This is a genomic window from Pantoea sp. CS_6 (genome assembly GCF_041954745.1).
GTDB lineage: Bacteria > Pseudomonadota > Gammaproteobacteria > Enterobacterales > Enterobacteriaceae > Pantoea > Pantoea stewartii.
Map to the genome: position 1 here is coordinate 204,323 of NZ_JAVAYG010000008.1, position 20,565 is coordinate 224,887.

The following is a 20,565-nucleotide window of genomic DNA, read 5'->3' on the forward strand; positions in this document are numbered from 1 at the left end:
GCAAACGTTTTTGCCGATCATCTGGCCGCGCGGCACGCTCCACCCTGCGTGGCTTTATTGGTGGACGTTACCGCCATCCACTGACGCAGGTTTTGTAGCATTGCCATACAGCGTTCAAGCTGTTCAAGACTGACAAACTCATCTGCTTTGTGTCCCTGTTCCATGCTTCCCGGCCCGCAGACCAACGTGGCTACCCCAATCTCGTCAAATAATCCCCCTTCGGTGCCAAAGGCGACCGTAGCGAAGTCGTTATGTCCGCTCCACTGCGCCAGCCAGCGGGCAAAGTCGGTCTGCGGATCGGTCAATAAGCCGGGGTAGTCGCTCAGTGGTTGAAAGGTAATGTTGCACGACGGTTCAGTGCGCTGCATTTCAGGCACCAGTTCTGCTTCGGCGAAGTGGCGTACGCTGTCATACAGCGCCTGAGCATCCGTACCAGGCAGCGTTCGCCACTCCATATCAAACTGGCAGGTCTCAGGAACAATATTCAGTGCTGTCCCGCCCTGAATCGTGCCAATCTGCAGCGTGCTGTAAGGCGGTTCAAACCGTTCGTCACGTTGCAGCTTTAACGCTTCTTCCTGCTGCAAAAGACGCGCAATTAACCGGGCGGCGTAGTGAACCGCATTCACGCCCTGATGCGTATAGGCAGAGTGGCAGGCGTGGCCCTGCACCCGACAGCGCACCGCCCGTTTTCCCTTATGTCCGTAAACCGGCTGCATGGCGGTCGGCTCACCCACAATACACATCGCCGGTTTTGCCGGTGAGGCATTGAGCATCGCCACCAGCGAGCGCACGCCCAGGCACCCCACCTCTTCGTCACAGGAAAACGCCAGATGCAAAGGCATGCGCAGGGGCTGCTGAAGAAACGCATCCAGCATGGCCAGCACGCAGGCAATAAAGCCTTTCATATCGGCGCTTCCCCGACCGTAGTATCGTCCGTCACGTTCCGTCAGGGCGAAAGGCGGCACGGACCAGTTTTGCCCCTCAACCGGCACCACGTCCGTATGCCCTGACAGCATAACGCCGCCTTCGCCCTCCGGCCCCAGACGCGCATACAGATTGGCTTTTTTACCGCTGTCGTCATACAGCCACTGCGTCGTTACGCCTCTGTCAGTCAGGTAGTCGTCAATAAACTGGATCAGGGCCAGGTTTGACACCCGACTGGTTGTGTCAAAGGCCAGCAGGGAGGCCAGAAGCGCCCGTAACGTCTCATTCATCGCCGGGCACACCATAGGCCGGTGCCTCACGCGGATCCAGCGCGCGCGTGACATAGGCTTCCATCTGGGGTTCATAGGCAAGCCACAGTTGTGTCAACTGCCCGACAGGGTCGTGCCCGGTCCAGTCGATGCGCAGATCCACCAGCGGCCAGGGATAATCATCCACAAGTTTGAGCGCAGCTGAATGTAACGGCCCGGCTTCTCCGCCTGCCGCCACGCCGGCCTGAAGGGCGGCAAGCAGCCGGCTGGCCAGTTCACCGGAGGCCGCTTCAAAGGCTGCGCACATGGATGCCGTTACGTCCTTGTTCGCCAGCATATTGCCTGCGGCGATACAGTTTTTTCCTTCGGCCATGCTCCAGATACCCAGCGTCTTGCTGCCACTGAAAAACGCTGTGTTACCCTGAATATCAATCGCGGCGACCTGGCGGTAATCACTGAATCTGTCGCCAGCCAGCGCCCGCTTTAGCGCCACGTTCAGATCGCTGCCCTGATCCAGATGCAACAGAATCTGCTGCCCCAGAGAGGGCAACGTAATATTCTGGCTGGATACGGCACCCACGCCGGCCTGGAGCCAGGGACAGCGCGCGCCTACCGCAATGCTGGATGAACTGATAGCGATGCCGAGCTGACCGGTTTCTTCACACCGTGCCGTCACTGATAAGGTCATTGGTCTGCTCCACGTTTCCAGTCATCCGGAATCACCGCAATGACATCAATTTCCATCAGCCATTGCGGCTGTGCCAGAGCCGAAATCACCAGCCCTGTTGAGACGGGGAAAACACCTTTTAGCCACTTTCCGACTTCCCGGTAGACCGGTTCGCGATAACGCGGGTCGACTATATACGTGGTGGTTTTGACAATATGCGACAGATCGCTCCCCGCCTCTTCCAGCAGTTGCTTCACATTTTTCATCGCCTGCGCCGCCTGCGCGGCCGGATCGCCCAGGCCAATCAGATTACCGTCGAAGTCAGTGCCGACCTGGCCGCGCAGGTACACTGTGTTACCTGCACGTACGGCCTGGCAGAGATCGTTGTCCAGCGTTTGATTAGGGTACGTTTCTTTGGTGTTAAACATCCGAATACGAGTATGGGTTGGCATAACAGCAGTCTCCTGGTTCAGTTTTCTGACGCGGCACGGTAATCCTGATACTGGCGCTGGATAGCAATATGGTCGGCAACATACTTTGCGTCATGCCACACGCCCCAGATAAACGAGGAGCCGCGGCGCGACTGCCAGGGCAGCCCGAGGAAATAGAGTCCGGACTCCGGGGAGACGCCGCGTTGATGGAGAGGTCTGTTTTTCTCGTCAAAGGCGTTAACCTTCAGCCAGGTATAATCCGTGGCATAGCCTGTTGCCCAGATGAGCGTCGTGATCCCTGCGCGGACCAGATTGAGCGACTGCACGGGATGCGAGACGCTTTCCGGATCGGGCAGAAAGGCGCGTGCGGCCGGATCCTCGGGTAAATTCAGGCCATGGCGTTCAACCCAGGCATCGGCCGCATCCAGCAGGGATAAATAGTTTTCATCGCCTGCGGCAATGTTTTGCGCCAGATCGGGCTTAAAGGTCACGACCTCGCCGGAAAAGCGCTCCGTCAATCCGACCAGGTTGATGCCCTGCTCCGCCAGTTTGCGAAAGTCGACGGTATGCCCGCCGCGCGCGCCGCTGACCGCGATGGTGACGTGTTCTTTCCCCGGTTGGCTGGCTGCCGCATCCCACAGGCCAAGGACCCCTAACCACCAGCAAAAGTCCCGGTTGCGATAGCGGCGAGGCGGACGATCGTGGGGACCAACGGAGAGCCACACGTCTTTTCCTGCACGCTGAAGCTCATCGGCAATCTGCACCCCTGACGAGCCCGCGCCGATAACCAGCACACCACCTTCAGGCAGTTGTTGCGGGTTACGGTAGTCCGCCGAATGTAACTGGGTGAACCGTGTATCCGTGGGCGCAATGGCGGGAATCACAGGCTTCTGAAAAGGCCCTGTGGCGACGACTACGCGCCGGGCAACGATCGGACCAGCGGAGGTTGAGACGTCGAACCCGCTGCGCCCGACACGCGGTACCACGCTGATGACTTCGACGCCCGTTTTGACAGGCGCCTCGATGTGCTGCACATACGCTTCAAAATAGTCAGCAATCTGTTCTTTAGGCACAAAGCTGTCAGGATCCTGCCCCGGAAAAGTCATGCCGGGAAACCGATCGTGCCAGGCCGGGCCGTTGGCGACCAGCGAGTCCCAGCGCCGGGTCCGCCACGCTTCGGCAATACGATTTTTTTCCAGCACGCAATGCGGAATGCCGAGCCGCCCCAGATGCTCGCTCATGGCGATGCCGGCCTGCCCTGCCCCAATCACCAGGGTATCTGTTTCTTGCTCTGATATTGTCATTCCATCATCCTCAAGCCCGACGTTTTAATGACGTGTTCCTGACACGCGCCAGCGCCAAGACTATTTGAGGCAGATGAATGGGTAAAATATTATAAAGCTAATATCTGAATAAGAAATTAATAAGCAGAAGATACGTGCCCGGTTATTAAAGCCACTCAGCGAATAAAGCGCGAAATTAGCCGATGTGATTTACCGCAAATACATTTCTTTTTCTTACCAAACAGCACGGTAATTGCGCGGCACTTTTTACACGGTGGGCCCCAACGCACTATTCTGGCAATAGTCCATAAAAAGTTTTGTCGGTCGCGTCGGTTCATTATGACTTAACCAGGCCATGATTAACGTCGAGGCTTCCATATCATCTTCAATATCAATCTGCGCCAGCTTTTCACCGTCATAAGTCACATCAGTACAGGGGCGGGTGACCAGAACTGAAAACCCCAGCCCCTGTCCTACCATGCAACGCACCATTTCAATGGAGGGCGAACTGTAGGCTACCTGCGGGTGGTACCCTTTGCTTTTGAAAATATTGATGAAGTAATTCCTGCTGGGTACCGCATCCAGCAAAATCATAGGTTCCTGACTCAGCTCACGCAGCGTGACCAGGGATTTTTGTGCCAGTGGATGGTTTACCGGCAGGAGCGCGTAAGGTTTATGCGGGGCGTTTAACGTGGTTTTTTGAATGGTGTTATCCAGCTCGAGATCGTAGAGAAAAGCCAGATCAAAACGTCCGCGATGGAGTCCATGCATCAGTTCATGCTGCTCGCCGTCGTACAGTTCAATGGTAATATCCGGATAGTGTTTTTTAAACCCGGCTATCAGTTTGGGCATATACAGCGGCGCCGCAGATTCAAAACATCCCACCGCAATCGTGCCTGAAATCAGGGTGTTATCTGCACGTGAGTTTTGCTCAAACTCGTGTGTCAGACGTAGCAGCTCCTGCGCCTTTTCGTAAAAACGGCGGCCGCCAGGCGTCAGCGAAACACCCTGTGCGTGATGGCGGATGAGCAGTTGCTGATCGAAGGCGTCCTCCAGGTTTTTGATGGAAACGGAAATGGAAGGCTGGGCGATATGCAACTGACGCGAGGCTTCCGCAATGCTTTCCGTCTCCACCACGGCGACGAAATATCTGAGCTGTTTAAGTGTAAAGCGACTCATGGCGTTACCTCTGTTTTTTATAGTCAGCAAGACACCTTGCTTCGTTCCGGCCTAAGCAGCACTGCAAATGCTGTGCCACTTACCTGCCCGTTCCACCTGAACGCCGTTTATGTATTAACGCCATTCCACCTGTTTTTTTACGTCTGGCAGAAACGTAATCATCAAAAAGAAATTGCACCAATAACTCTCACCCTGCGTCGCAATGATCAGCGTGCTGCCCTAAATAAGCGCAAAAAGGGAAAGAATACGTTAATTATTGCCCTGCACTGTTAAAAAGACACCGTTTAAAAAGGGATATAACAGTTGGATAGTTTTTTTAAAATCAGAAGCCAGCAAATTACTAATTGCTATCGTTCCCGTCCTGCCGCCATAGTGAATTACAGAATTATTCACCCCTTCTGTTTAATGTGAGCAAGCCCATGACATTTAACTGGAACTATATGTTCAGTCTGTTTAGCGACGCTAATTTTTGGCTGGCGACATGGACTGTCATCAAACTGAGCCTGCTGACCTGGGGAACGAGCATTATTGCGGGATTTATCCTGGCGCTGGCCAAGCAGTCGCGCCATCCCTTATTGACGCTGCCGGCCCGGTTTTATATCTGGCTCTTTCGCAGCCTGCCTTTGCTGGTGCTGCTGATCTTTGTTTATAACCTGCCTCAGGCATTGCCCGCCACGTCGACGGTACTGAGCGATCCATTCTGGGCAGGATTTATTGCGCTGACCATGTGTGAAAGCGCCTATATCGCAGAGATTCACCGTGGCGGGCTGCTGGCGATTCCCAAAGGCCAGAGCGAGGCTGCCCGGGCACTGGGATTACGCTATGCAGGCATTCAGTGGCGCATCATTATCCCGCAGGCACTGCGTGTGGCCTTACCGGCACTGGCGAATGAATACATCGCGATCGTGAAGCTGACGTCACTGGTCTCTGTTATCTCGCTTACCGAAATTTTGATAGTCGGCCAGCGACTCTACTCGCAAAACTTTCTGGTCATGGAAACCATGGCGGCAGTGGCCTTCTATTACGTGCTGATCGTTACCGTCTTTGACTTCCTGCTGAAACAGCTGGAGCGCTATCTGGACGTGACACAACGCCAACCGTCCGGCAAACCTGATGCACATCTTTTCGAACTCGCACAACGCGCAGCGGTGAATCCTGTCCGTCAGGCGTTTCACGCCAGCGGACCAGCGTTGCAGGCCCTGCGTCTGCACAAGGCTTACAACAATGTTGAAGTGCTGGGCGCCGTTAACCTGCAGATCCATCCTGGCGAAGTGGTTTCCGTAATCGGGCCTTCAGGTTCAGGAAAAACCACGCTGATTCGCCTGCTTAATGGTCTGGAGCAGATCGATAACGGTGAAATTCGTATTAACGGAAAACCCTTTATTCATCTCAGTCAGCAGGGAGAGCAACGCAAGCCACGCTTCGTTGAGCATGCAGAGCATCGTCTCAATATCGGGATGGTCTTTCAGAGCTTTAATTTGTTCAGTCATCTCAGCGTTATGGACAACCTGTTGCTGGCGCCTCGCTATCACAAGCTCGCGCCTGCCGCGGTATTAAAACAGCAGGCTGCTGCGCTGCTTTTTAAAGTCGGCATGCTCGACCATGCGTGGAAGTACCCTCATCAGCTCTCCGGCGGTCAGCAGCAACGCGTGGCTATCGCACGTGCCTTGATGATGCGTCCGCAAATCATGCTGTTCGATGAACCCACCTCTGCACTGGATCCCGAAAAAGTGAATGAAGTGCTTCAGGTCATTGAAGCCCTGGCAAGCGAGGGCATCACCATGGTGATCGTGACCCATGAGATGAACTTTGCCTTCAAGGTGTCTGACCGGATTGTCTTTATGGAAAAAGGACGCGTGGTCTGTGACGACGCGCCGCAGGCTCTACGCGATGGCCAGCATCCGCGCGTGGAAGCTTTTCTGAAGGATGTCTCGCTGGCGTAACGATGTATTAATCACGAGGGCACGACCATGATTGAACAGTGGCAGGTAGATCAGTATCACCAGCAGGGATTTCTGGTAGTTGAAAATGTCCTGACAAGCGATGAAATCGCAGCGCTACAACACGACTTTGACCAGTGGGTTGAGGAAAGCCGCAGCCAGAATGCGCCCTGGGGCGATACGCAGGATGGGCGTCCGCGTTTCGATATTGAGAGCGATCACCGTGCCGATCATCCTTCTTTGCGCCGCGTCAACTCACCGAACGATATCTCTGCCGCCTATCGCCATGCGGCACTGCATTCACGTATGGCGCAGATTGCCGGACAGTTAATCGGGGGCAGCGGTGCACGCTATCATCACAGTAAGATCAACTCGAAACTGCCCCATACCGCAACGAAAGTGGAGTGGCACCAGGATTTCCTGTTCACCCCGCACAGCAACGACGATATCGTGACCGCGCTGCTGATGGTCAGTGAGGTCACACCGGAAAATGGTCCGCTGAACGTGGTGCCGGGCAGCCATCAGGGGCCGCTTTATTCACACTGGCAGGGTGGCCGCTTTACCGGTGCCGTTGATCCCGCAGTGGTGAAAGAACAGTGCCAGCAGCCTACCGCCTGTTTTGGTCCCTCGGGTTCTGTGTGCTTTATGCATACCCGACTGCTGCACGCCTCCAGTCCCAATGAAACCGAATGGCCGCGCACACTGTTTATCGCCGTGTACGCCGCTGAAGATGCACTGCCGTTCGGTGAAAACCCGTTACCCAGCCCGGATGCGGGCACGCTGGTTTACGGTGAGGAGAGCGGCATGATCCGCAGCACCGCAAACGCCTTCCGCCTGCCGCAGAAACCGCGCGGTGCTTCGTTTTTTGTTCAACAGGCCGGTAAAGATCTTGCCAACGTCTGATGGCATTTTTCAGAGAGAGAATAATGATGAAAACCTACGTGTTAAGTCTGCTTGCCGCAGGCGCTGTACTGGCGTCCTTTAACGCCTCAGCCTTTTTACAACCCGGCAAAATTATCGCCGGATCGGATATGACCTTCTTTCCGTATGAGTACATGAAGGATAATAAACCCGCCGGCTTTGACATTGAGTTTCTTGATGGTCTGGCCAAAGTGATGGGCCGTCAGGCCGTTAACATTGATACCCGTTTCCCTAACCTGATTACCGGCTTGCAGAGTAACCGGTTTGATATGACTAATTCGTCGATGTACATCACCGCCGATCGCATGAAAGTGATCGACATGATTCCCTATCTGAAAAGCGGCGAAGCTATCCTGTCGTTGAAGGGAAGCGATTACCAACCCAAAACGCCTGAAGATTTCTGCGGCCATAAAATCGGTTCGATGGGCGCCACGTCGTGGTTGCAGCAGTTACACAAACTGTCTGACGACTACTGTGTGAAAAACGGTAAACCCCCCATCGCGATTAGCGAATATTCGACCGATCCGCAGACAACGCAGGCGATGCTCTCCCATGCGGTCGAAGCACAGATTACCGATGCCGCCGTGGCGCGTGGCGTGGTGCAAAAGCTGGGCGACCGTATTCAGATTTCCTCCACGACACTTATCTATCCGGTGTTAAACGGTTTTGGCGTGAAGAAGGACAATACGGAGGTGAAAAAAGCCCTGGTCGCTGCGCTGGCTACCTTCAGTAAAACGCCCGAATATGCCGCGCTGCTCAAAAAATACCATTTTGAAGCGCCAACAGCCGACGATCTCAACACCCTGATGCCAAAACCTTAATCTCAAACGCGTGCCCGTCACGCGTTCATTTTCAGGAGGGAATATGGCGCTTTCTTTTGAAGAGCAGACCCGTATCGATCTGGCGGCGGCCTTTCGCATTATTGCCCACCTGGGCATGCATGAGGCGGTAGCGAACCATTTCAGTGCCGCCGTTTCACCGGATGGTAAGCAGTTTCTGATGAACCCAAAGTGGAAACACTTTTCACGGCTTCGCGCCAGCGACCTGCTGCTGCTCAATGCAGAAGATACCGCCTGTGGAGAGCGGGATGATGTAGACGCCACGGCCTGGTCGATCCATGGGCAAATTCATCAGCGGCTGCCAGAAACCCGGGTCGTGATGCATCTGCATCCGGTTTACACCACCAGCGTCGCCTGTCTGGCGCAGCCACACATTCCGCCTGTCGATCAAAACAGTGCGCGCTACTTCAACCGTATCGCGGTGGATACCCTGTACGGGGGCATGGCAGACACTCAGGAAGAAGGCGCCCGACTGGCCAGCCTGCTGACCGATAAGCGTCGTCTGTTGATGGGTAATCACGGCGTTATGGTTACCGCCCAGACGGTGGGCGAGGCCTATGATGATATCTGGACACTGGAGCGGGCCTGCCAGATTCTGGTCACCGCCTGGTCTACCGGGCAACCGTTGAAGGTGCTGAGCGACGAGGTCGCGGAAAAAACGGCCCGTGACTGGGAAGGCATCCCCGACTTCTCTCTGCGGCATTTCGAAGAGATGAAGCAGTTGATGATTGAGGCCGATCCCACGTTATGTGACTGAGTGGGGCCGTGCGGACGACAATGCCGGAAACCGGGGCAGCGCGTGGCGACATCCTTTTGCCGTCACGCGCTTGCCGCCGGGAGATTACGCCTCTGGCGCGGGGTAGGTTTTTATCCAGTGATCGGCAATCTGCTGCCGGGTGCAAATCCACACATCTTTATGCTGCTGAATGTGGTCGAGGAAATTTTGCAAGGCGCGGAATTTTCCCGGGCGACCTAACAGGCGGCAGTGCATCCCCACCGACATCATTTTGGGCGCGGTTTCGCCTTCTTCATACAGCACGTCGAACGTATCGCGCAGATAGGTGAAGAACTGCTCTGCGGTATTGAAACCCTGGGGCGAGGCAAAGCGCATATCGTTGCATTCCAGCGTGTAAGGAATGATCAGATGGGGTTTTACCGTACCGTCCTGACAGGTGACCTGAGTCCAGAATGGCAAATCATCACCATAATAGTCGCTGTCATAACTGAAGCCGCCCTGTTCCACCACCAGCCGCCGCGTATTGGGGCTGTCGCGTCCGGTGTACCAGCCTGTGGGCGCTTTGCCAAACAGGTCCGTTAACACATCCACCGCCTGCTGCATGTGCTGACGTTCGGTTTTAGCATCAATGCCCTGATAGTGAATCCAGCGCCAGCCGTGGCTGACCACGTCATACTGCGCCTGTTTGATGGCGTCCACGATGTCCGGGTGGCGCGCCAACGCCATCGCGACGCCAAACACGGTAAGGGGCAGTCCGCGCTTCTGAAACTCATTGTGAATGCGCCAGAAACCGGCGCGGGATCCATACTCGTACAGGGATTCCATCGACATATGCCGATCCGGATAACTGGCCGCCCCAATGATGTCAGACAGGAACTGTTCTGAACCCGTGTCGCCGTGCAAAACGTTGTTTTCTGCCCCTTCCTCATAGTTGAGTACAAACTGCACCGCGACGCGCGCTTTCTTTGGCCAGCGTGCATGTGGAGGCTTTCCACCGTAACCGATCAGGTCACGCGGGTAATTCTTATTGAAGCTGTAGGTTTTTTTATCCTGGCTTTCAGTCATCACTTGCATCCTGTCGTTGAACGGGAACATCTGCTTAGTTTAGGTGCTGAAAGACACCTGAGAGCGGTTTATGTAGCGGATAAGCTAAATCGCCTTGTTTACTGGTGCCAAAACCCAGCGCCACCAGCGATTCCACCATCTTGACGGCGGCGCTGACGCCATCAATCACCGGCATCTCCAGCTCTTTTGTCAGCGACGCGGCCAGCGTTGCCATGCCCCCACAGCCTAAAACAATGGCGCCACAGCCATCTTCCCGCTTTGCCTGGATACAGCGCTGGCGCACTTTCTCCTGCGCCACGCCGCTGCCGTCTTCCAGCGCCAGCACGGGTAAATCAATAGCATGTAAAGCGGCACAATGGTGCGTAAAACCGTACTGCTGAAGTAAATGGCGTGCGATGACCAGCGTGCGGGGCAACGTCGTGACAATTGAAAAACGCGTTGCCACCAATGTGGCGGTATGCATGGCCGCCTCCGCGATACCGATGACCGGCCCGCTTGCCAGTTCGCGTGCCGCCAGCAAGCCAGGATCGCCAAAACAGGCAATCACATGGCCACTGACGCCCTGCGCTTTGCCGAGCTTCACCTGTTCCAGCACGCCGATTGCCGCTATCGCCTCATCAAAATGCCCTTCAATCGACGGCACGCCCTGCGAAGGGCAAACGGCAATAATGTCCGTTCCAGGTGCGGCCACCGCGCGGGCCGCCTGACCGATGGTTTCGGTCATCGCCTGGCTGGTATTGGGATTGATAACCTGAATCAGGCTCATGATACAGCTCCTTTATGCCCGGCAAACAGTCGGGAAAAATCCGGTAGTGTTTCGCCTCCGCGCTCAAAATGGAGGCTGGCAACGATGTGTTCAAAATGGTGCTGCAGCGAGGCGGTCAGTGACACCAGGTCTTTTTCCCGGAGTCGCTGGAGTAACTGGCCGTGATCGTCACAGCGACAACCGCGCTGCCAGGGCGCGCCCCAGGTGGCAATCACCAGCGACGATCGCTGAGCCAGTTGCGTCACCAAATCCGTTAATACCTGATTGCCCGAAATCGCCTGCAACTTGATATGAAAGGCCGCGGACAGACGAATCGCCGCCGGCCCGTCATGCCGGGCAATCGCCTCTTTTTCCTGCTCAACCAGGGCCGTGAGCCCGGCCAGGTGCGGTGCCTGCAGATGTTCCAGCACCGCAGAAAGATTGCCGCACTCAAGCAGGCTTCGGGTGCGGAAAATATCCCGCGCTTCCTCCACGCTCGGTGTGGCGACATGTGCACCACGTTTGGGCGTGAGCGTGATCATTTGCACCGCAGCAAGGCGCTGCAAGACCTTACGGATGCCCGTGCGGCTCACGCCAAAGACCTCTGAAAGCGCTTCTTCCGGCAATTTGCTGCCGGGCGGCAGTTGATGTTCGACAATGGCGTTCATTAACGCCTGATAGATAGGTTCATCTTTATCATGCAGATCGGCCGCCGTTCTCTGGCCTGTTTCACTCTTCATCACCCGCTCCGGTAAACATCATTGCGTCACTTATCGTATACGTTAAAAATAAATTTTGTATACAAAAAACAAATCTGGCCTGGATCCTGCAATGTGATTTCACAAGGTTATTTTATTCATGTCTTTGAGAGGAGCAGGTTTCATGCCAAATCATTCAACGGTAGGTAACACATCGGCCTCTGAAGCCGGAAAAGCATACAGTCCGAAGCTATGTAATGCTGACCTGGCGCCTACCCGTCATCAAAACTGGTCGTGGTACAACATCTTTTCCTTCTGGATGTCGGATGTGCACAGCATGGGCGGCTACGTGGTCGCGGCAAGCTTCTTCACATTAGGGCTGGCCAGCTGGCAGGTGCTGCTGTGTTTGCTGGCGGGGATCTGTATTGTTCAGCTCTGCGCCAACCTGGTCGCTAAACCCAGCCAGATGGCCGGCGTGCCTTATGCGGTCATTTGCCGCCAGGCATTCGGTGTCTTTGGCGCCAATATTCCGGCGGTGATCCGCGGCCTGATTGCGTTTGCCTGGTACGGTATTCAGACCTGGCTGGCAGCGAATGCGCTGATGCTGGTGCTGCTGAAGTTTTATCCGTCGCTGGAAAGCCTGACGCACAGCCACTGGCTTGGCTTATCGCAACTGGGCTGGTACTGCTTTGGCGTGATGTGGGTTCTGCAGGCGATGGTGTTCTGGCACGGCATGAGTGCGATTAAGCGCTTTATTGATATCGCTGGTCCCGCCGTTTACGTCGTCATGCTGGCACTGGCGGGCTGGATTGTATACAAAACCGGATTCGACGGTATTTCGTTTACGCTGGCCAGCAAATCGCTGTCCGTCGGTGAACAAACCTGGCAGATGATTACGGCAACGGCACTGGTCGTGTCTTACTTCTCAGGCCCGCTGCTGAACTTTGGTGACTTTTCTCGCTACGGCAAAAGCATGAGTGAGGTTCGCCGGGGTAACCGCTGGGGACTGCCGTTCAATTTCCTGCTGTTCTCCATCGTGACCGTTGTGATTGTATCGGGTACGCAGTCCTTGTTTGGCAAAATGATCACCGATCCTATCGAAACCGTGAGCATGGTTGGCAGCGATTTAGCCGTGGCGATTGGCTTACTGACCATGATCACCGCGACGATTGGCATCAACATCGTGGCGAACTTCGTGTCTCCTGCTTTCGATTTTTCTAACTGCTCGCCTCAGAAAATCAGTTTTCGTACCGGGGGGATGATTGCAGCGGTGGGTTCGGTCCTGCTCACGCCGTGGAATCTGTTCCAGTCGCCTGAACTGATTCACTATACGCTGGACGTACTGGGTTCGTTTATCGGGCCTTTGTTTGGCATTCTGTTAGCCGATTTTTACCTGATCAAAGGCGGCCGTATTTCTGTGGACGATCTGTTCGATGCCACACCGCAGGGGCGCTACTGGTATCGCGGTGGATTTAACCCGAAAGCCATTGTCGCCCTGCTGCCCTCGGTCGCTATTTGTCTGGTGATTAGCTTTATCCCTTCTCTGCATCAGGTCGCCAACTTTAGCTGGTTTATCGGCGTGGCGCTGGCGGCAAGCTGCTACTGGCTGGTGGCGCGGGAAAAACAGGTTGCAGGAAAACATACGACAATCCCGTCGGGTGCCGTCGCGATGCAGAAAGACTGATTCACGCTTACTGTCAGTCAGTCCGTTTCTGTGAGGACTGGCTGTGGGAACGTCGTTCTTACCCTGCCTTTATGGGGCATTTATTGGGTGCGACGGGCATCAGGTCGAAAATACGGGATAGCACTGAGCGTGACGGGCAAACCGGCTGTTGAGAGGAAGACGAGAAACGTCCAGAGCCAGAAAGCAAAAACGCCATGCTGATAACCAGCATGGCGTCAAAATTTGGCGGAACGGACGGGGCTCGAACCCGCGACCCCCTGCGTGACAGGCAGGTATTCTAACCAACTGAACTACCGCTCCGCGCTTTGTTCCCCGTCGGGAACGAGGCGCATATTAATCACATCATTACTCGCCGTCAACGGTTTTCCCCCTGCCCGCTTCCGTTTGCTGCTATTTTCGCCCCGATGTTGATTTTACACACAAATCTTTGCGACTCAGGCGCGCCAGAGGCAACTGCCCCCCTTCTTCATGATCAGATCCAGCCGTGATTCGTGATGACTGATTTCCTCATCACTGGCGGTGACCACGCGCAATCCTGATGTGGGCCGAACGATGCGCTGAATGCCTTCGCTCTGCTGCTGACGCGAGCGATCCTCTTCCGACGAGAAAGACAAGGACGTTTGTCCGCCCGTCATGGTTAAAAAGACTTCGGCCAGGATCTCGGCATCGAGCAGTGCGCCGTGCAACGTACGCTTACTGTTGTCTATCTCATAACGTGAACACAGCGCGTCGAGGCTGTTGCGCTTACCGGGGAACATACGGCGCGCCATCGCCAGGCTGTCAGTAATCTTGCAGAAGGTTTCCGTTTTTTCGATGCCGCGCTCAAGCTTGCTGAACTCATAATCCATAAAGCCGATATCAAACGAGGCATTATGAATAACAAGTTCTGCACCACGGATGTAGTCAAGAAACTCATCGGCAATCTCACTGAAGGTCGGTTTATCCAGCAGAAACTCATCGGCAATACCGTGAACGCCAAACGCTTCCGGGTCGACCAGCCGATCGGGCTTGAGATACATGTGGAAGTTGTTCCCTGTCAGGCGACGGTTCACCACTTCAACGGCACCGATCTCAATGATGCGGTGACCTTCATAATGCACCCCGATCATATTCATACCGGTGGTTTCAGTATCGAGAACGATTTGGCGGTTATTTGCAGTGCTCATAGGGCTCGTTTTATGTCAGACTTGGCGTTTTGTCAGAAGGAAGTCTACCAGAGATGCGCAAACAGGTAGAAATTTATACCGATGGTTCCTGCCTCGGCAACCCGGGCCCGGGAGGTTATGGCGCAATTTTGCGTTATGGGCAACATGAAAAAACATTTAGCGCCGGTTACCGCCTGACGACCAATAATCGCATGGAACTGATGGCGGCTATCGTCTCGCTGGAAGCCCTGAAACAACCCTGTGACGTGGTATTGAGTACCGACAGTCAGTATGTGCGCCAGGGCATTACGCAATGGATTCATAACTGGAAAAAACGCGGCTGGAAAACAGCCGATAAGAAGCCGGTTAAAAACGTCGATCTGTGGCAACGGCTTGATACTGCGCTCAGCACCCATCAGATTCAATGGGAGTGGGTTAAAGGCCATGCGGGCCACCCGGAGAATGAACGCTGCGATGAACTGGCACGCCATGCCGCAAACCATCCGGCTTTTGATGATATCGGCTATCAACCAGAATCCTGATCGTTGACGTGTCTGAACTGCCGTGTCGCATTCACAGGCTGCGGCAGGGGCCTTTTGCTCAGACTCATTCTTGCCTTGGTCGGCGTGAGAGGGAAACTGCGCTTACGCGCAACGACGATATTCAGGCACCCTAAAGCAGGTAAATGAGCGCTGATCATTCTGCCGCCCTGACGGTGCCAGGGCAACACCTGAAAACGCGTACGAAAGACCACTTCATAATTCAGCAATCCCAGCCAGTCCAGTAATCGCATCTGGCTGAACATGCGCCCGCTCCAGGGCGCTTTACGCTGTATTCCGGGTAGTATTTTACTTATGCCCAGCAGACTGAACGGATTGAAGCCGCTGATTATCATCCAGCCATCATCGATCAATACCCGGTCCACTTCCCGCAATACCCGGTGGGGATCCTGACTCCAGGATAACGTATGGGCCAGTAAACAGGCATCGACAGACTTGGCTTCGAACGGGAGCTGGGTGGGATGCGCCAGGACCTGTAAGCCTTCACCTTCGACACCTACGCTGACCTGATGGGAAATCGCGCACTGTTCCGTATTGATTTCTGCGCTGAGGTTGCCAAGCTTAAGCATATGAAAGCCATAAAGCTTTCCGAGGTAAGGCTGAAGTTGCTGCGTCAGGGCATCGCGAAAGTAAATGCCCCATGGCATATCGTGCCATGAGCGTGGGGCGTTCAGGATTTGGCGTGTCTTGGCGGGCTTCATGCTTTACCATTTTCCTTTTAACGACCAGCGAGAGGTATTTATGAATCTTACCAGCATTCCTGCACTGCAAGATAACTACATCTGGACGTTAACAGATGACGAAGGAAAATGCCTGATTGTTGACCCGGGTGAAGCCCAGCCGGTTCTGGAGAAAATTCAGGCCAGTGGCTGGCAGCCTGTCGCCATTTTGCTGACGCATCATCACAACGATCATGTCGGTGGCGTGAAAACGCTCTGTGAACATTTTCCCGAGATTGCCGTTTACGGTCCGCAGGAAACGGCAGATAAAGGGGCAAAAACATGCGTGCGTGAAGGAGATAACGTTGACGTTTTGGGCCTGTCATTCGCGGTCATCGCTACGCCGGGGCACACTTTAGGACATATCTCATATTACAGTGCACCTTATCTTTTTTGTGGAGATACGATGTTCTCAGGTGGTTGCGGACGGCTTTTCGAAGGCACCCCTGAGCAAATGTACCAGTCCTTTCAAAAGCTTAATTCGCTCCCGGAAGACACATTAGTGTGCTGTGCGCATGAATATACTTTATCCAATTTGAAGTTTGCTGCGGCAATTTTACCCCACGATCCGCAAATAACGGCTGAATACCATAAAATTAAGGACTTACGGGCCGAAAACCGCATTACTTTACCTACAAAACTGGCCCATGAGCGTGTGATAAATTTATTTCTCCGAACGCAAGATGCTGATTTACAACGCGCTTTAAACGTTGATGCTGGGGTTGGGCCCGTATGGCAAACATTTGCTGTTCTACGCGAGAAGAAAGACGCTTTTTGATTTTTCGGGTTGTGTTGTGAAGGACCGTCACGTATAGTTGCTCGTCTTTTAAGCGAACTATTGACACACACATGAAGGCTAAAGCGATATTATTCGCCTCGGTCTTGCTGGTAGGATGTCAGGCATCACGGAATGACGCCAATATCCCCGAACAGCATGCCCAGAGTCTGTCTTCAGCTGGTCAAAGTGAAAATGGAAAATACGGTGATCGACTTTTATCGCCGCGATGGCAGGAAGATGGAACTGGCCTCGCAGAAGATAATGATCTCTGGCGTTTCATTAGTGACGAGTTGAAGATGGGGATTCCGGAAAACGCCCGGATCCGCGAACAGAAATTAAAGTTTTTAAAAAATAAGAGCTATCTCCACGATGTAACATTACGGGCAGAGCCGTACATGTACTGGATAGTCGAGCAGATTAAGAAACGTAATATGCCGATGGAACTGGTACTGCTACCCATAGTGGAGAGCGCTTTTGATCCTCACGCAACGTCATCTGCAAATGCTGCTGGCATCTGGCAGATCGTTGGGAGTACGGGTCGAAACTATGGTTTAAAACAGAACCGTTACTACGATGGTCGTCGCGATGTTGTCGCCTCAACGAAAGTAGCACTGGATATGATGCAGCGTCTTAATACGATGTTTGGTGGTGACTGGCTTTTGACAGTGGCGGCTTACAACAGCGGAGAAGGACGGGTACTCAAAGCGATTAAACAGAACAAGGCGCGCGGTAAGCCTACCGACTTCTGGCATCTTTCGCTTCCACGTGAAACCACGGTTTATGTACCAAAAATGTTGGCCTTGAGCGAGTTGCTTAAGCACAACAAGCGTTACGGTATCAAACTGCCGACGCCTGACGAAAACCGTGCTCTGGCACGCGTTGAAGTGGGTCAGCAGATAAAACTGACGCAGGCCGCAGAAATGGCGGGGATGTCGCTCACCAAGTTAAAGAGCTTCAATACCGGTTATAAAGGCGGCGCAACAGCACCTAATGGGCCACATTACATTCTGGTGCCGAAGTCTAACGTCGCAAAGCTGCGTGATTCACTGGCTTCCGGTGATATCTCTGCCGTGCAGCCCACACAACTGGCGAAAGCCAGCAATGAGGGGGGCTACAAAGTGCGAAGCGGCGATACCTTATCCGGTATTGCGAATAAGTTAGGCGTCAGCGTGGCCACACTGAAGCAGCAAAATAACCTGCGCAGTGCCAGTATTCGTCCCGGTCAGTTACTGACTGTGGGTTCGAATGGCACGAGCCTGGCGGATAATAGCAACAGCATCACCTATCGCGTTCGTAAGGGTGATTCTCTTGACAGTATCGCCCGTCGTCACGGCGTTAACATCAAAGACGTGATGCGCTGGAACAGTGTTGTGAGTAACGCAAAAGATATTCAGCCTGGTGACGAGCTCACGTTGTTCGTTAAGAATAACGCAACACCAGATACCTGATACGTTGAAAAGGCTGACATTTGTCAGCCTTTTTTCTTGTTTGATTCTACATCCTGCCCGTGACCACGTTCTCTCTGCCCTTTCCTGCCTGATGTCACCTTTATCGTATGGTACTGAACTCAACCAAAAGCGGGTTATGGTCGGATGCCTGCGTCACCAGAACCGAGGCTTCACTGACGTGTATATCGCGATAAAAAACGAAATCTAAAGGTCTGCCAAAGGCTTTACGTCGGTGGTCGGCGGTAAACATCACCTCTTCCAGTTTCATCTGATGCGCAAAGCGATAGAGGGCATTAATGCGCTGGCGGCTCCAGGCGTTGAAGTCGCCCGCCATAATGACAGGCCCGCGATGATGGATAATCTGTTCGCCAATGGGGCCGAGCTGCTTGCTGTAAACATCCACGCCCAGGCTAAAATTTACCGCGTGGATGTTCACCACCATCAGCATCTCGCCCGTGGGAAGCGGATACGCCGTGACTAAGGCGGATTTTGAGAGCCTTAACAGGGGTTCTCGCTCGCGCAGGGGGCAACAATAAACAGGGTGAGCAGAAGCTAACGTCATGACGCCAGAGGGGTGCTGAGGCAGCACTAAAGCCGGGACCTGATCGGCCGCCAGATAGTTACTGGTCGCAAAGCGGATTAGCTCGGGCGTCGTCTGCGCTTCCTGAAGCAGAACCAGATGGGCATCCTTACCAAACCCTTCCAGCACGGACATCCAGTCAGCGCGCTGCTGCTTAAAGATATTCCATACTAATACTTTCAAAGTGGGATCGGCGGGGAGTGGCTCACCCGGTGGCAGTGCCTGGCCGAGATGAAACATGGCACCCGGAGGAAAGATCCTTTCCGCTGGCTGTCCGGCTACATATCTCATCGCATAGGTTTTTTTGCGCACTGTCCCGCCTGGCTAATCATTCAGAAATTCATGTCACTTATCTGTTATAGGGATTTTAGTACGCAGTTTCAATCGATGCCGACGATTGTTCGAGACCGCCCTCCCACTTTATTGTCGTCACGAATGGCGTAATCCGGCCTGTGCAGACCGTTTCTTCCACTAAAAAGATAACCGGCCTGACGGAAAGGCGCTTTCGTCTTCTTTAGCCCGCTTTACCAAAAAGCCATCCGCGCCAAGGGGGTAAACGGCAGGCTGTGCTTTAATTAGCGGTATATGGCCTCAGGCGCTATTTCACATGAAGGAAACAATGAAGGCATCTTCTGAAGAACTCAAAGTATTTGTCAGCGTGGTTGAAAACGGGAGCTTCAGCCGCGCGGCGGACACCTTGCAGATGGCCAATTCCGCAGTCAGCCGCACGATCAAAAAACTGGAAAATAAACTCGGACTGGCTTTACTGACGCGCACCACACGCAATCTTGCGTTAACGCAGGAAGGAGAACGTTATTTCCAGCAGGTTCAGCATTTTCTTCAGGTGATGACGGCCGCAGAAGACGCGTTGATAGAGAGCCGTCATGCGCCCAAGGGATTGTTACGTATTGATGCCGCCACTCCTGTCATACTGCATCTCCTGATGCCCATGATAAAAGCTTTTCGGGAGCGCTATCCCGAGATTGCCCTTTCACTGATTTCATCTGAAAACTTTATTAATCTCATCGAGCGTAAAGTCGATGTGGCGATTCGGGCAGGCAGCCTTACCGATTCAGGCCTGCGGGCACGACTGCTGTTCACCAGCTATCGCCGCTTTATTGCCTCTCCCGGGTATCTGGAGAAATATGGTATTCCTGTGTGCGCAGCCGATCTGGATAATCATCAGTGTCTCGGTTTTATTGATGCGCCACGTCTTAACCGCTGGCCAATCGCCTGTGACGATGGGGAACTTTACATCATCCGTTCGGAACTGGATTCTAACAGCGGAGAAACCATCAAGCAGCTTTGTCTGGACGGTAATGGGATTGCCTGCCTTTCTGATTATATGGTGCATAAAGAGATCGCTGACGGAAGTCTGGTGGAGATCCTGGCCGATCAACGTTTACCGGTAGAGATGCCGTTCAATGCTGTCTATTACAGCGATCTTGGCGTAAGCCAGCGCGTGCGTGCCTTTATTGATTTTTTAAGCGAATGGGTAGTAGAGCAACCCTGGCATATACAGGCTCAGTTACAGCCGTACACCCACCCCTGAAAGCAGTAATTTCCCTCGCCAGACTGTTTAAACATCATCTTCTGATGACGTTTACAGCGCAAATCCAGCCGCGTTTGCAGCCGTTCTGCGTCCCTGAAAGCACAGGAGGGCGTAAGCGAATACGGCGTCGTGAGAAGGACCGCCTGATGGTGAGTGCAAAGAGGGTGAGGTGAAGCCGGACCGTCAAAAACGCCTGTTCTGAGCGCCAGTCGAGGACAGACCAGAAGGTCAGCAGGAAGATTATGCAGCCGGGAGAGTGCGCGGAGGTAATGTCTTTTATATTAAGGAAAGGACTGAGTAGCACGCCAATGCGCGATCAATAAGCTGTGAAGTGATTGCCCTGGGCTGGTTGCCGTAGAAATGGAAAAAGCCCTGACCGTTAAGTCAGGGCTTTCCAATTAA

The 20,565-nt window shown here is 53.8% G+C and carries 20 protein-coding genes and 1 tRNA gene; 9 read left to right on the plus strand and 12 right to left on the minus strand.

The annotated features are described in order from the left end of the window. Positions 1-17 precede the first annotated feature (17 nt). The 5 genes from argE to RAC90_RS14245 all read right to left on the minus strand — a co-directional run bounded on the left by argE (position 18) and on the right by RAC90_RS14245 (position 4,753). On the minus strand, positions 18-1,229 hold the full coding sequence (argE, locus tag RAC90_RS14225; RefSeq protein ID WP_375124473.1) for an acetylornithine deacetylase: 1,212 nt from the start codon (positions 1,227-1,229) through the stop codon (positions 18-20). Then, positions 1,207-1,881, minus strand: coding sequence for a DUF1028 domain-containing protein (locus tag RAC90_RS14230; protein ID WP_033738511.1), 675 nt, complete (start codon positions 1,879-1,881; stop codon positions 1,207-1,209). Before RAC90_RS14230 ends, argE begins: the two co-directional genes overlap by 23 nt. After that, entirely contained in the window at positions 1,878-2,312 is a 435-nt protein-coding gene (locus RAC90_RS14235) for a RidA family protein (RefSeq protein ID WP_033738510.1), read from the minus strand. Before RAC90_RS14235 ends, RAC90_RS14230 begins: the two co-directional genes overlap by 4 nt. A gap of 17 nt (positions 2,313-2,329) precedes the next feature. Continuing rightward, a complete protein-coding gene (locus RAC90_RS14240) occupies positions 2,330-3,595 on the minus strand; it encodes an NAD(P)/FAD-dependent oxidoreductase (protein WP_058702731.1) in 1,266 nt (421 codons plus the stop codon). A 246-nt stretch (positions 3,596-3,841) separates the two neighbouring features. Beyond that, positions 3,842-4,753, minus strand: coding sequence for a LysR substrate-binding domain-containing protein (locus RAC90_RS14245; RefSeq protein WP_033738508.1), 912 nt, complete (start codon positions 4,751-4,753; stop codon positions 3,842-3,844). A 419-nt stretch (positions 4,754-5,172) separates the two neighbouring features. Between RAC90_RS14245 and RAC90_RS14250 the strand changes: the two genes are divergently transcribed. From RAC90_RS14250 to RAC90_RS14265, 4 genes are read left to right on the plus strand one after another with little or no spacing between them, the layout of a single operon-like run. Beyond that, on the plus strand, positions 5,173-6,696 hold the full coding sequence (locus RAC90_RS14250) for an amino acid ABC transporter permease/ATP-binding protein (protein ID WP_375124474.1): 1,524 nt from the start codon (positions 5,173-5,175) through the stop codon (positions 6,694-6,696). Positions 6,697-6,723: 27 nt separating this feature from the next. After that, entirely contained in the window at positions 6,724-7,596 is an 873-nt protein-coding gene (locus RAC90_RS14255; protein ID WP_375124475.1) for a phytanoyl-CoA dioxygenase family protein, read from the plus strand. Between the two features lie 23 nt (positions 7,597-7,619). Continuing rightward, positions 7,620-8,435, plus strand: coding sequence for an ABC transporter substrate-binding protein (locus RAC90_RS14260; protein WP_033738503.1), 816 nt, complete (start codon positions 7,620-7,622; stop codon positions 8,433-8,435). 43 nt (positions 8,436-8,478) lie between these two features. Beyond that, positions 8,479-9,210: a class II aldolase and adducin N-terminal domain-containing protein gene (locus tag RAC90_RS14265; RefSeq protein WP_006118009.1), complete on the plus strand. Its 732-nt coding sequence runs from the start codon at positions 8,479-8,481 to the stop codon at positions 9,208-9,210. A gap of 84 nt (positions 9,211-9,294) precedes the next feature. Here the strand turns inward: RAC90_RS14265 and puuE are convergent, their stop codons facing one another. From puuE to RAC90_RS14280, 3 genes are read right to left on the minus strand one after another with little or no spacing between them, the layout of a single operon-like run. After that, complete coding sequence (gene puuE, locus RAC90_RS14270; RefSeq protein ID WP_033738501.1) at positions 9,295-10,254, minus strand: allantoinase PuuE; 960 nt, start codon at positions 10,252-10,254, stop codon at positions 9,295-9,297. A gap of 34 nt (positions 10,255-10,288) precedes the next feature. Beyond that, entirely contained in the window at positions 10,289-11,020 is a 732-nt protein-coding gene (gene hpxA / locus RAC90_RS14275) for an allantoin racemase (RefSeq protein ID WP_033738498.1), read from the minus strand. Then, positions 11,017-11,739 carry a GntR family transcriptional regulator gene (locus RAC90_RS14280; RefSeq protein ID WP_375124476.1) on the minus strand — a complete coding sequence of 241 codons (723 nt, stop codon included), beginning with the start codon at positions 11,737-11,739 and terminating at the stop codon, positions 11,017-11,019. Before RAC90_RS14280 ends, hpxA begins: the two co-directional genes overlap by 4 nt. Positions 11,740-11,881: 142 nt before the next feature. Between RAC90_RS14280 and RAC90_RS14285 the strand changes: the two genes are divergently transcribed. After that, positions 11,882-13,381 carry an NCS1 family nucleobase:cation symporter-1 gene (locus RAC90_RS14285; RefSeq protein WP_033738495.1) on the plus strand — a complete coding sequence of 500 codons (1,500 nt, stop codon included), beginning with the start codon at positions 11,882-11,884 and terminating at the stop codon, positions 13,379-13,381. Between the two features lie 223 nt (positions 13,382-13,604). On the opposite strand, the gene RAC90_RS14290 is transcribed toward RAC90_RS14285, so the two are convergent. Further along, a tRNA-Asp gene (locus RAC90_RS14290) sits at positions 13,605-13,681 on the minus strand. A 134-nt stretch (positions 13,682-13,815) separates the two neighbouring features. Continuing rightward, positions 13,816-14,547, minus strand: coding sequence for a DNA polymerase III subunit epsilon (gene dnaQ / locus RAC90_RS14295; protein ID WP_006118004.1), 732 nt, complete (start codon positions 14,545-14,547; stop codon positions 13,816-13,818). A gap of 53 nt (positions 14,548-14,600) precedes the next feature. Between dnaQ and rnhA the strand changes: the two genes are divergently transcribed. Next, a complete protein-coding gene (rnhA, locus tag RAC90_RS14300; RefSeq protein WP_006118003.1) occupies positions 14,601-15,068 on the plus strand; it encodes a ribonuclease HI in 468 nt (155 codons plus the stop codon). Here rnhA and RAC90_RS14305 read toward each other — a convergent pair. Next, positions 15,053-15,787: a class I SAM-dependent methyltransferase gene (locus tag RAC90_RS14305; protein WP_033738493.1), complete on the minus strand. Its 735-nt coding sequence runs from the start codon at positions 15,785-15,787 to the stop codon at positions 15,053-15,055. The genes rnhA and RAC90_RS14305 overlap by 16 nt on opposite strands. 40 nt (positions 15,788-15,827) lie before the next feature. On the opposite strand from RAC90_RS14305, the gene gloB reads away from it, so the two are divergent. Both gloB and mltD read left to right on the plus strand, forming a co-directional pair. Then, positions 15,828-16,583 (plus strand): hydroxyacylglutathione hydrolase, encoded by a 756-nt coding sequence (gene gloB, locus RAC90_RS14310; protein ID WP_039338635.1) that lies wholly within the window; start codon positions 15,828-15,830, stop codon positions 16,581-16,583. Between the two features lie 71 nt (positions 16,584-16,654). Continuing rightward, positions 16,655-18,031, plus strand: a complete 1,377-nt coding sequence (gene mltD, locus RAC90_RS14315) for a murein transglycosylase D (RefSeq protein WP_058708229.1) — start codon at positions 16,655-16,657, stop codon at positions 18,029-18,031. Between the two features lie 100 nt (positions 18,032-18,131). Here the strand turns inward: mltD and RAC90_RS14320 are convergent, their stop codons facing one another. Next, complete coding sequence (locus tag RAC90_RS14320) at positions 18,132-18,923, minus strand: endonuclease/exonuclease/phosphatase family protein (protein ID WP_110268559.1); 792 nt, start codon at positions 18,921-18,923, stop codon at positions 18,132-18,134. A 307-nt stretch (positions 18,924-19,230) separates the two neighbouring features. On the opposite strand from RAC90_RS14320, the gene yafC reads away from it, so the two are divergent. Continuing rightward, complete coding sequence (gene yafC / locus RAC90_RS14325; protein ID WP_110268558.1) at positions 19,231-20,163, plus strand: DNA-binding transcriptional regulator YafC; 933 nt, start codon at positions 19,231-19,233, stop codon at positions 20,161-20,163. Positions 20,164-20,565: the final 402 nt, after the last annotated feature.

Excerpts from the sequence above, each read along its gene's own strand:
- RAC90_RS14230 (WP_033738511.1), bottom strand. The coding sequence starts at position 1,881 with ATGACCTTATCAGTGACGGCACGGTGTGAAGAAACCGGTCAGCTCGGC.
- RAC90_RS14305 (WP_033738493.1), bottom strand. The coding sequence starts at position 15,787 with ATGAAGCCCGCCAAGACACGCCAAATCCTGAACGCCCCACGCTCATGG.
- RAC90_RS14235 (WP_033738510.1), bottom strand. The coding sequence starts at position 2,312 with ATGCCAACCCATACTCGTATTCGGATGTTTAACACCAAAGAAACGTAC.
- argE (WP_375124473.1), bottom strand. The coding sequence starts at position 1,229 with ATGGTGTGCCCGGCGATGAATGAGACGTTACGGGCGCTTCTGGCCTCC.
- RAC90_RS14250 (WP_375124474.1), top strand. The coding sequence starts at position 5,173 with ATGACATTTAACTGGAACTATATGTTCAGTCTGTTTAGCGACGCTAAT.
- RAC90_RS14255 (WP_375124475.1), top strand. The coding sequence starts at position 6,724 with ATGATTGAACAGTGGCAGGTAGATCAGTATCACCAGCAGGGATTTCTG.
- RAC90_RS14265 (WP_006118009.1), top strand. The coding sequence starts at position 8,479 with ATGGCGCTTTCTTTTGAAGAGCAGACCCGTATCGATCTGGCGGCGGCC.
- RAC90_RS14280 (WP_375124476.1), bottom strand. The coding sequence starts at position 11,739 with ATGAAGAGTGAAACAGGCCAGAGAACGGCGGCCGATCTGCATGATAAA.
- hpxA (WP_033738498.1), bottom strand. The coding sequence starts at position 11,020 with ATGAGCCTGATTCAGGTTATCAATCCCAATACCAGCCAGGCGATGACC.
- yafC (WP_110268558.1), top strand. The coding sequence starts at position 19,231 with ATGAAGGCATCTTCTGAAGAACTCAAAGTATTTGTCAGCGTGGTTGAA.
- rnhA (WP_006118003.1), top strand. The coding sequence starts at position 14,601 with ATGCGCAAACAGGTAGAAATTTATACCGATGGTTCCTGCCTCGGCAAC.
- RAC90_RS14260 (WP_033738503.1), top strand. The coding sequence starts at position 7,620 with ATGATGAAAACCTACGTGTTAAGTCTGCTTGCCGCAGGCGCTGTACTG.
- RAC90_RS14285 (WP_033738495.1), top strand. The coding sequence starts at position 11,882 with ATGCCAAATCATTCAACGGTAGGTAACACATCGGCCTCTGAAGCCGGA.
- dnaQ (WP_006118004.1), bottom strand. The coding sequence starts at position 14,547 with ATGAGCACTGCAAATAACCGCCAAATCGTTCTCGATACTGAAACCACC.
- gloB (WP_039338635.1), top strand. The coding sequence starts at position 15,828 with ATGAATCTTACCAGCATTCCTGCACTGCAAGATAACTACATCTGGACG.
- puuE (WP_033738501.1), bottom strand. The coding sequence starts at position 10,254 with ATGACTGAAAGCCAGGATAAAAAAACCTACAGCTTCAATAAGAATTAC.
- RAC90_RS14240 (WP_058702731.1), bottom strand. The coding sequence starts at position 3,595 with ATGACAATATCAGAGCAAGAAACAGATACCCTGGTGATTGGGGCAGGG.
- RAC90_RS14245 (WP_033738508.1), bottom strand. The coding sequence starts at position 4,753 with ATGAGTCGCTTTACACTTAAACAGCTCAGATATTTCGTCGCCGTGGTG.
- mltD (WP_058708229.1), top strand. The coding sequence starts at position 16,655 with ATGAAGGCTAAAGCGATATTATTCGCCTCGGTCTTGCTGGTAGGATGT.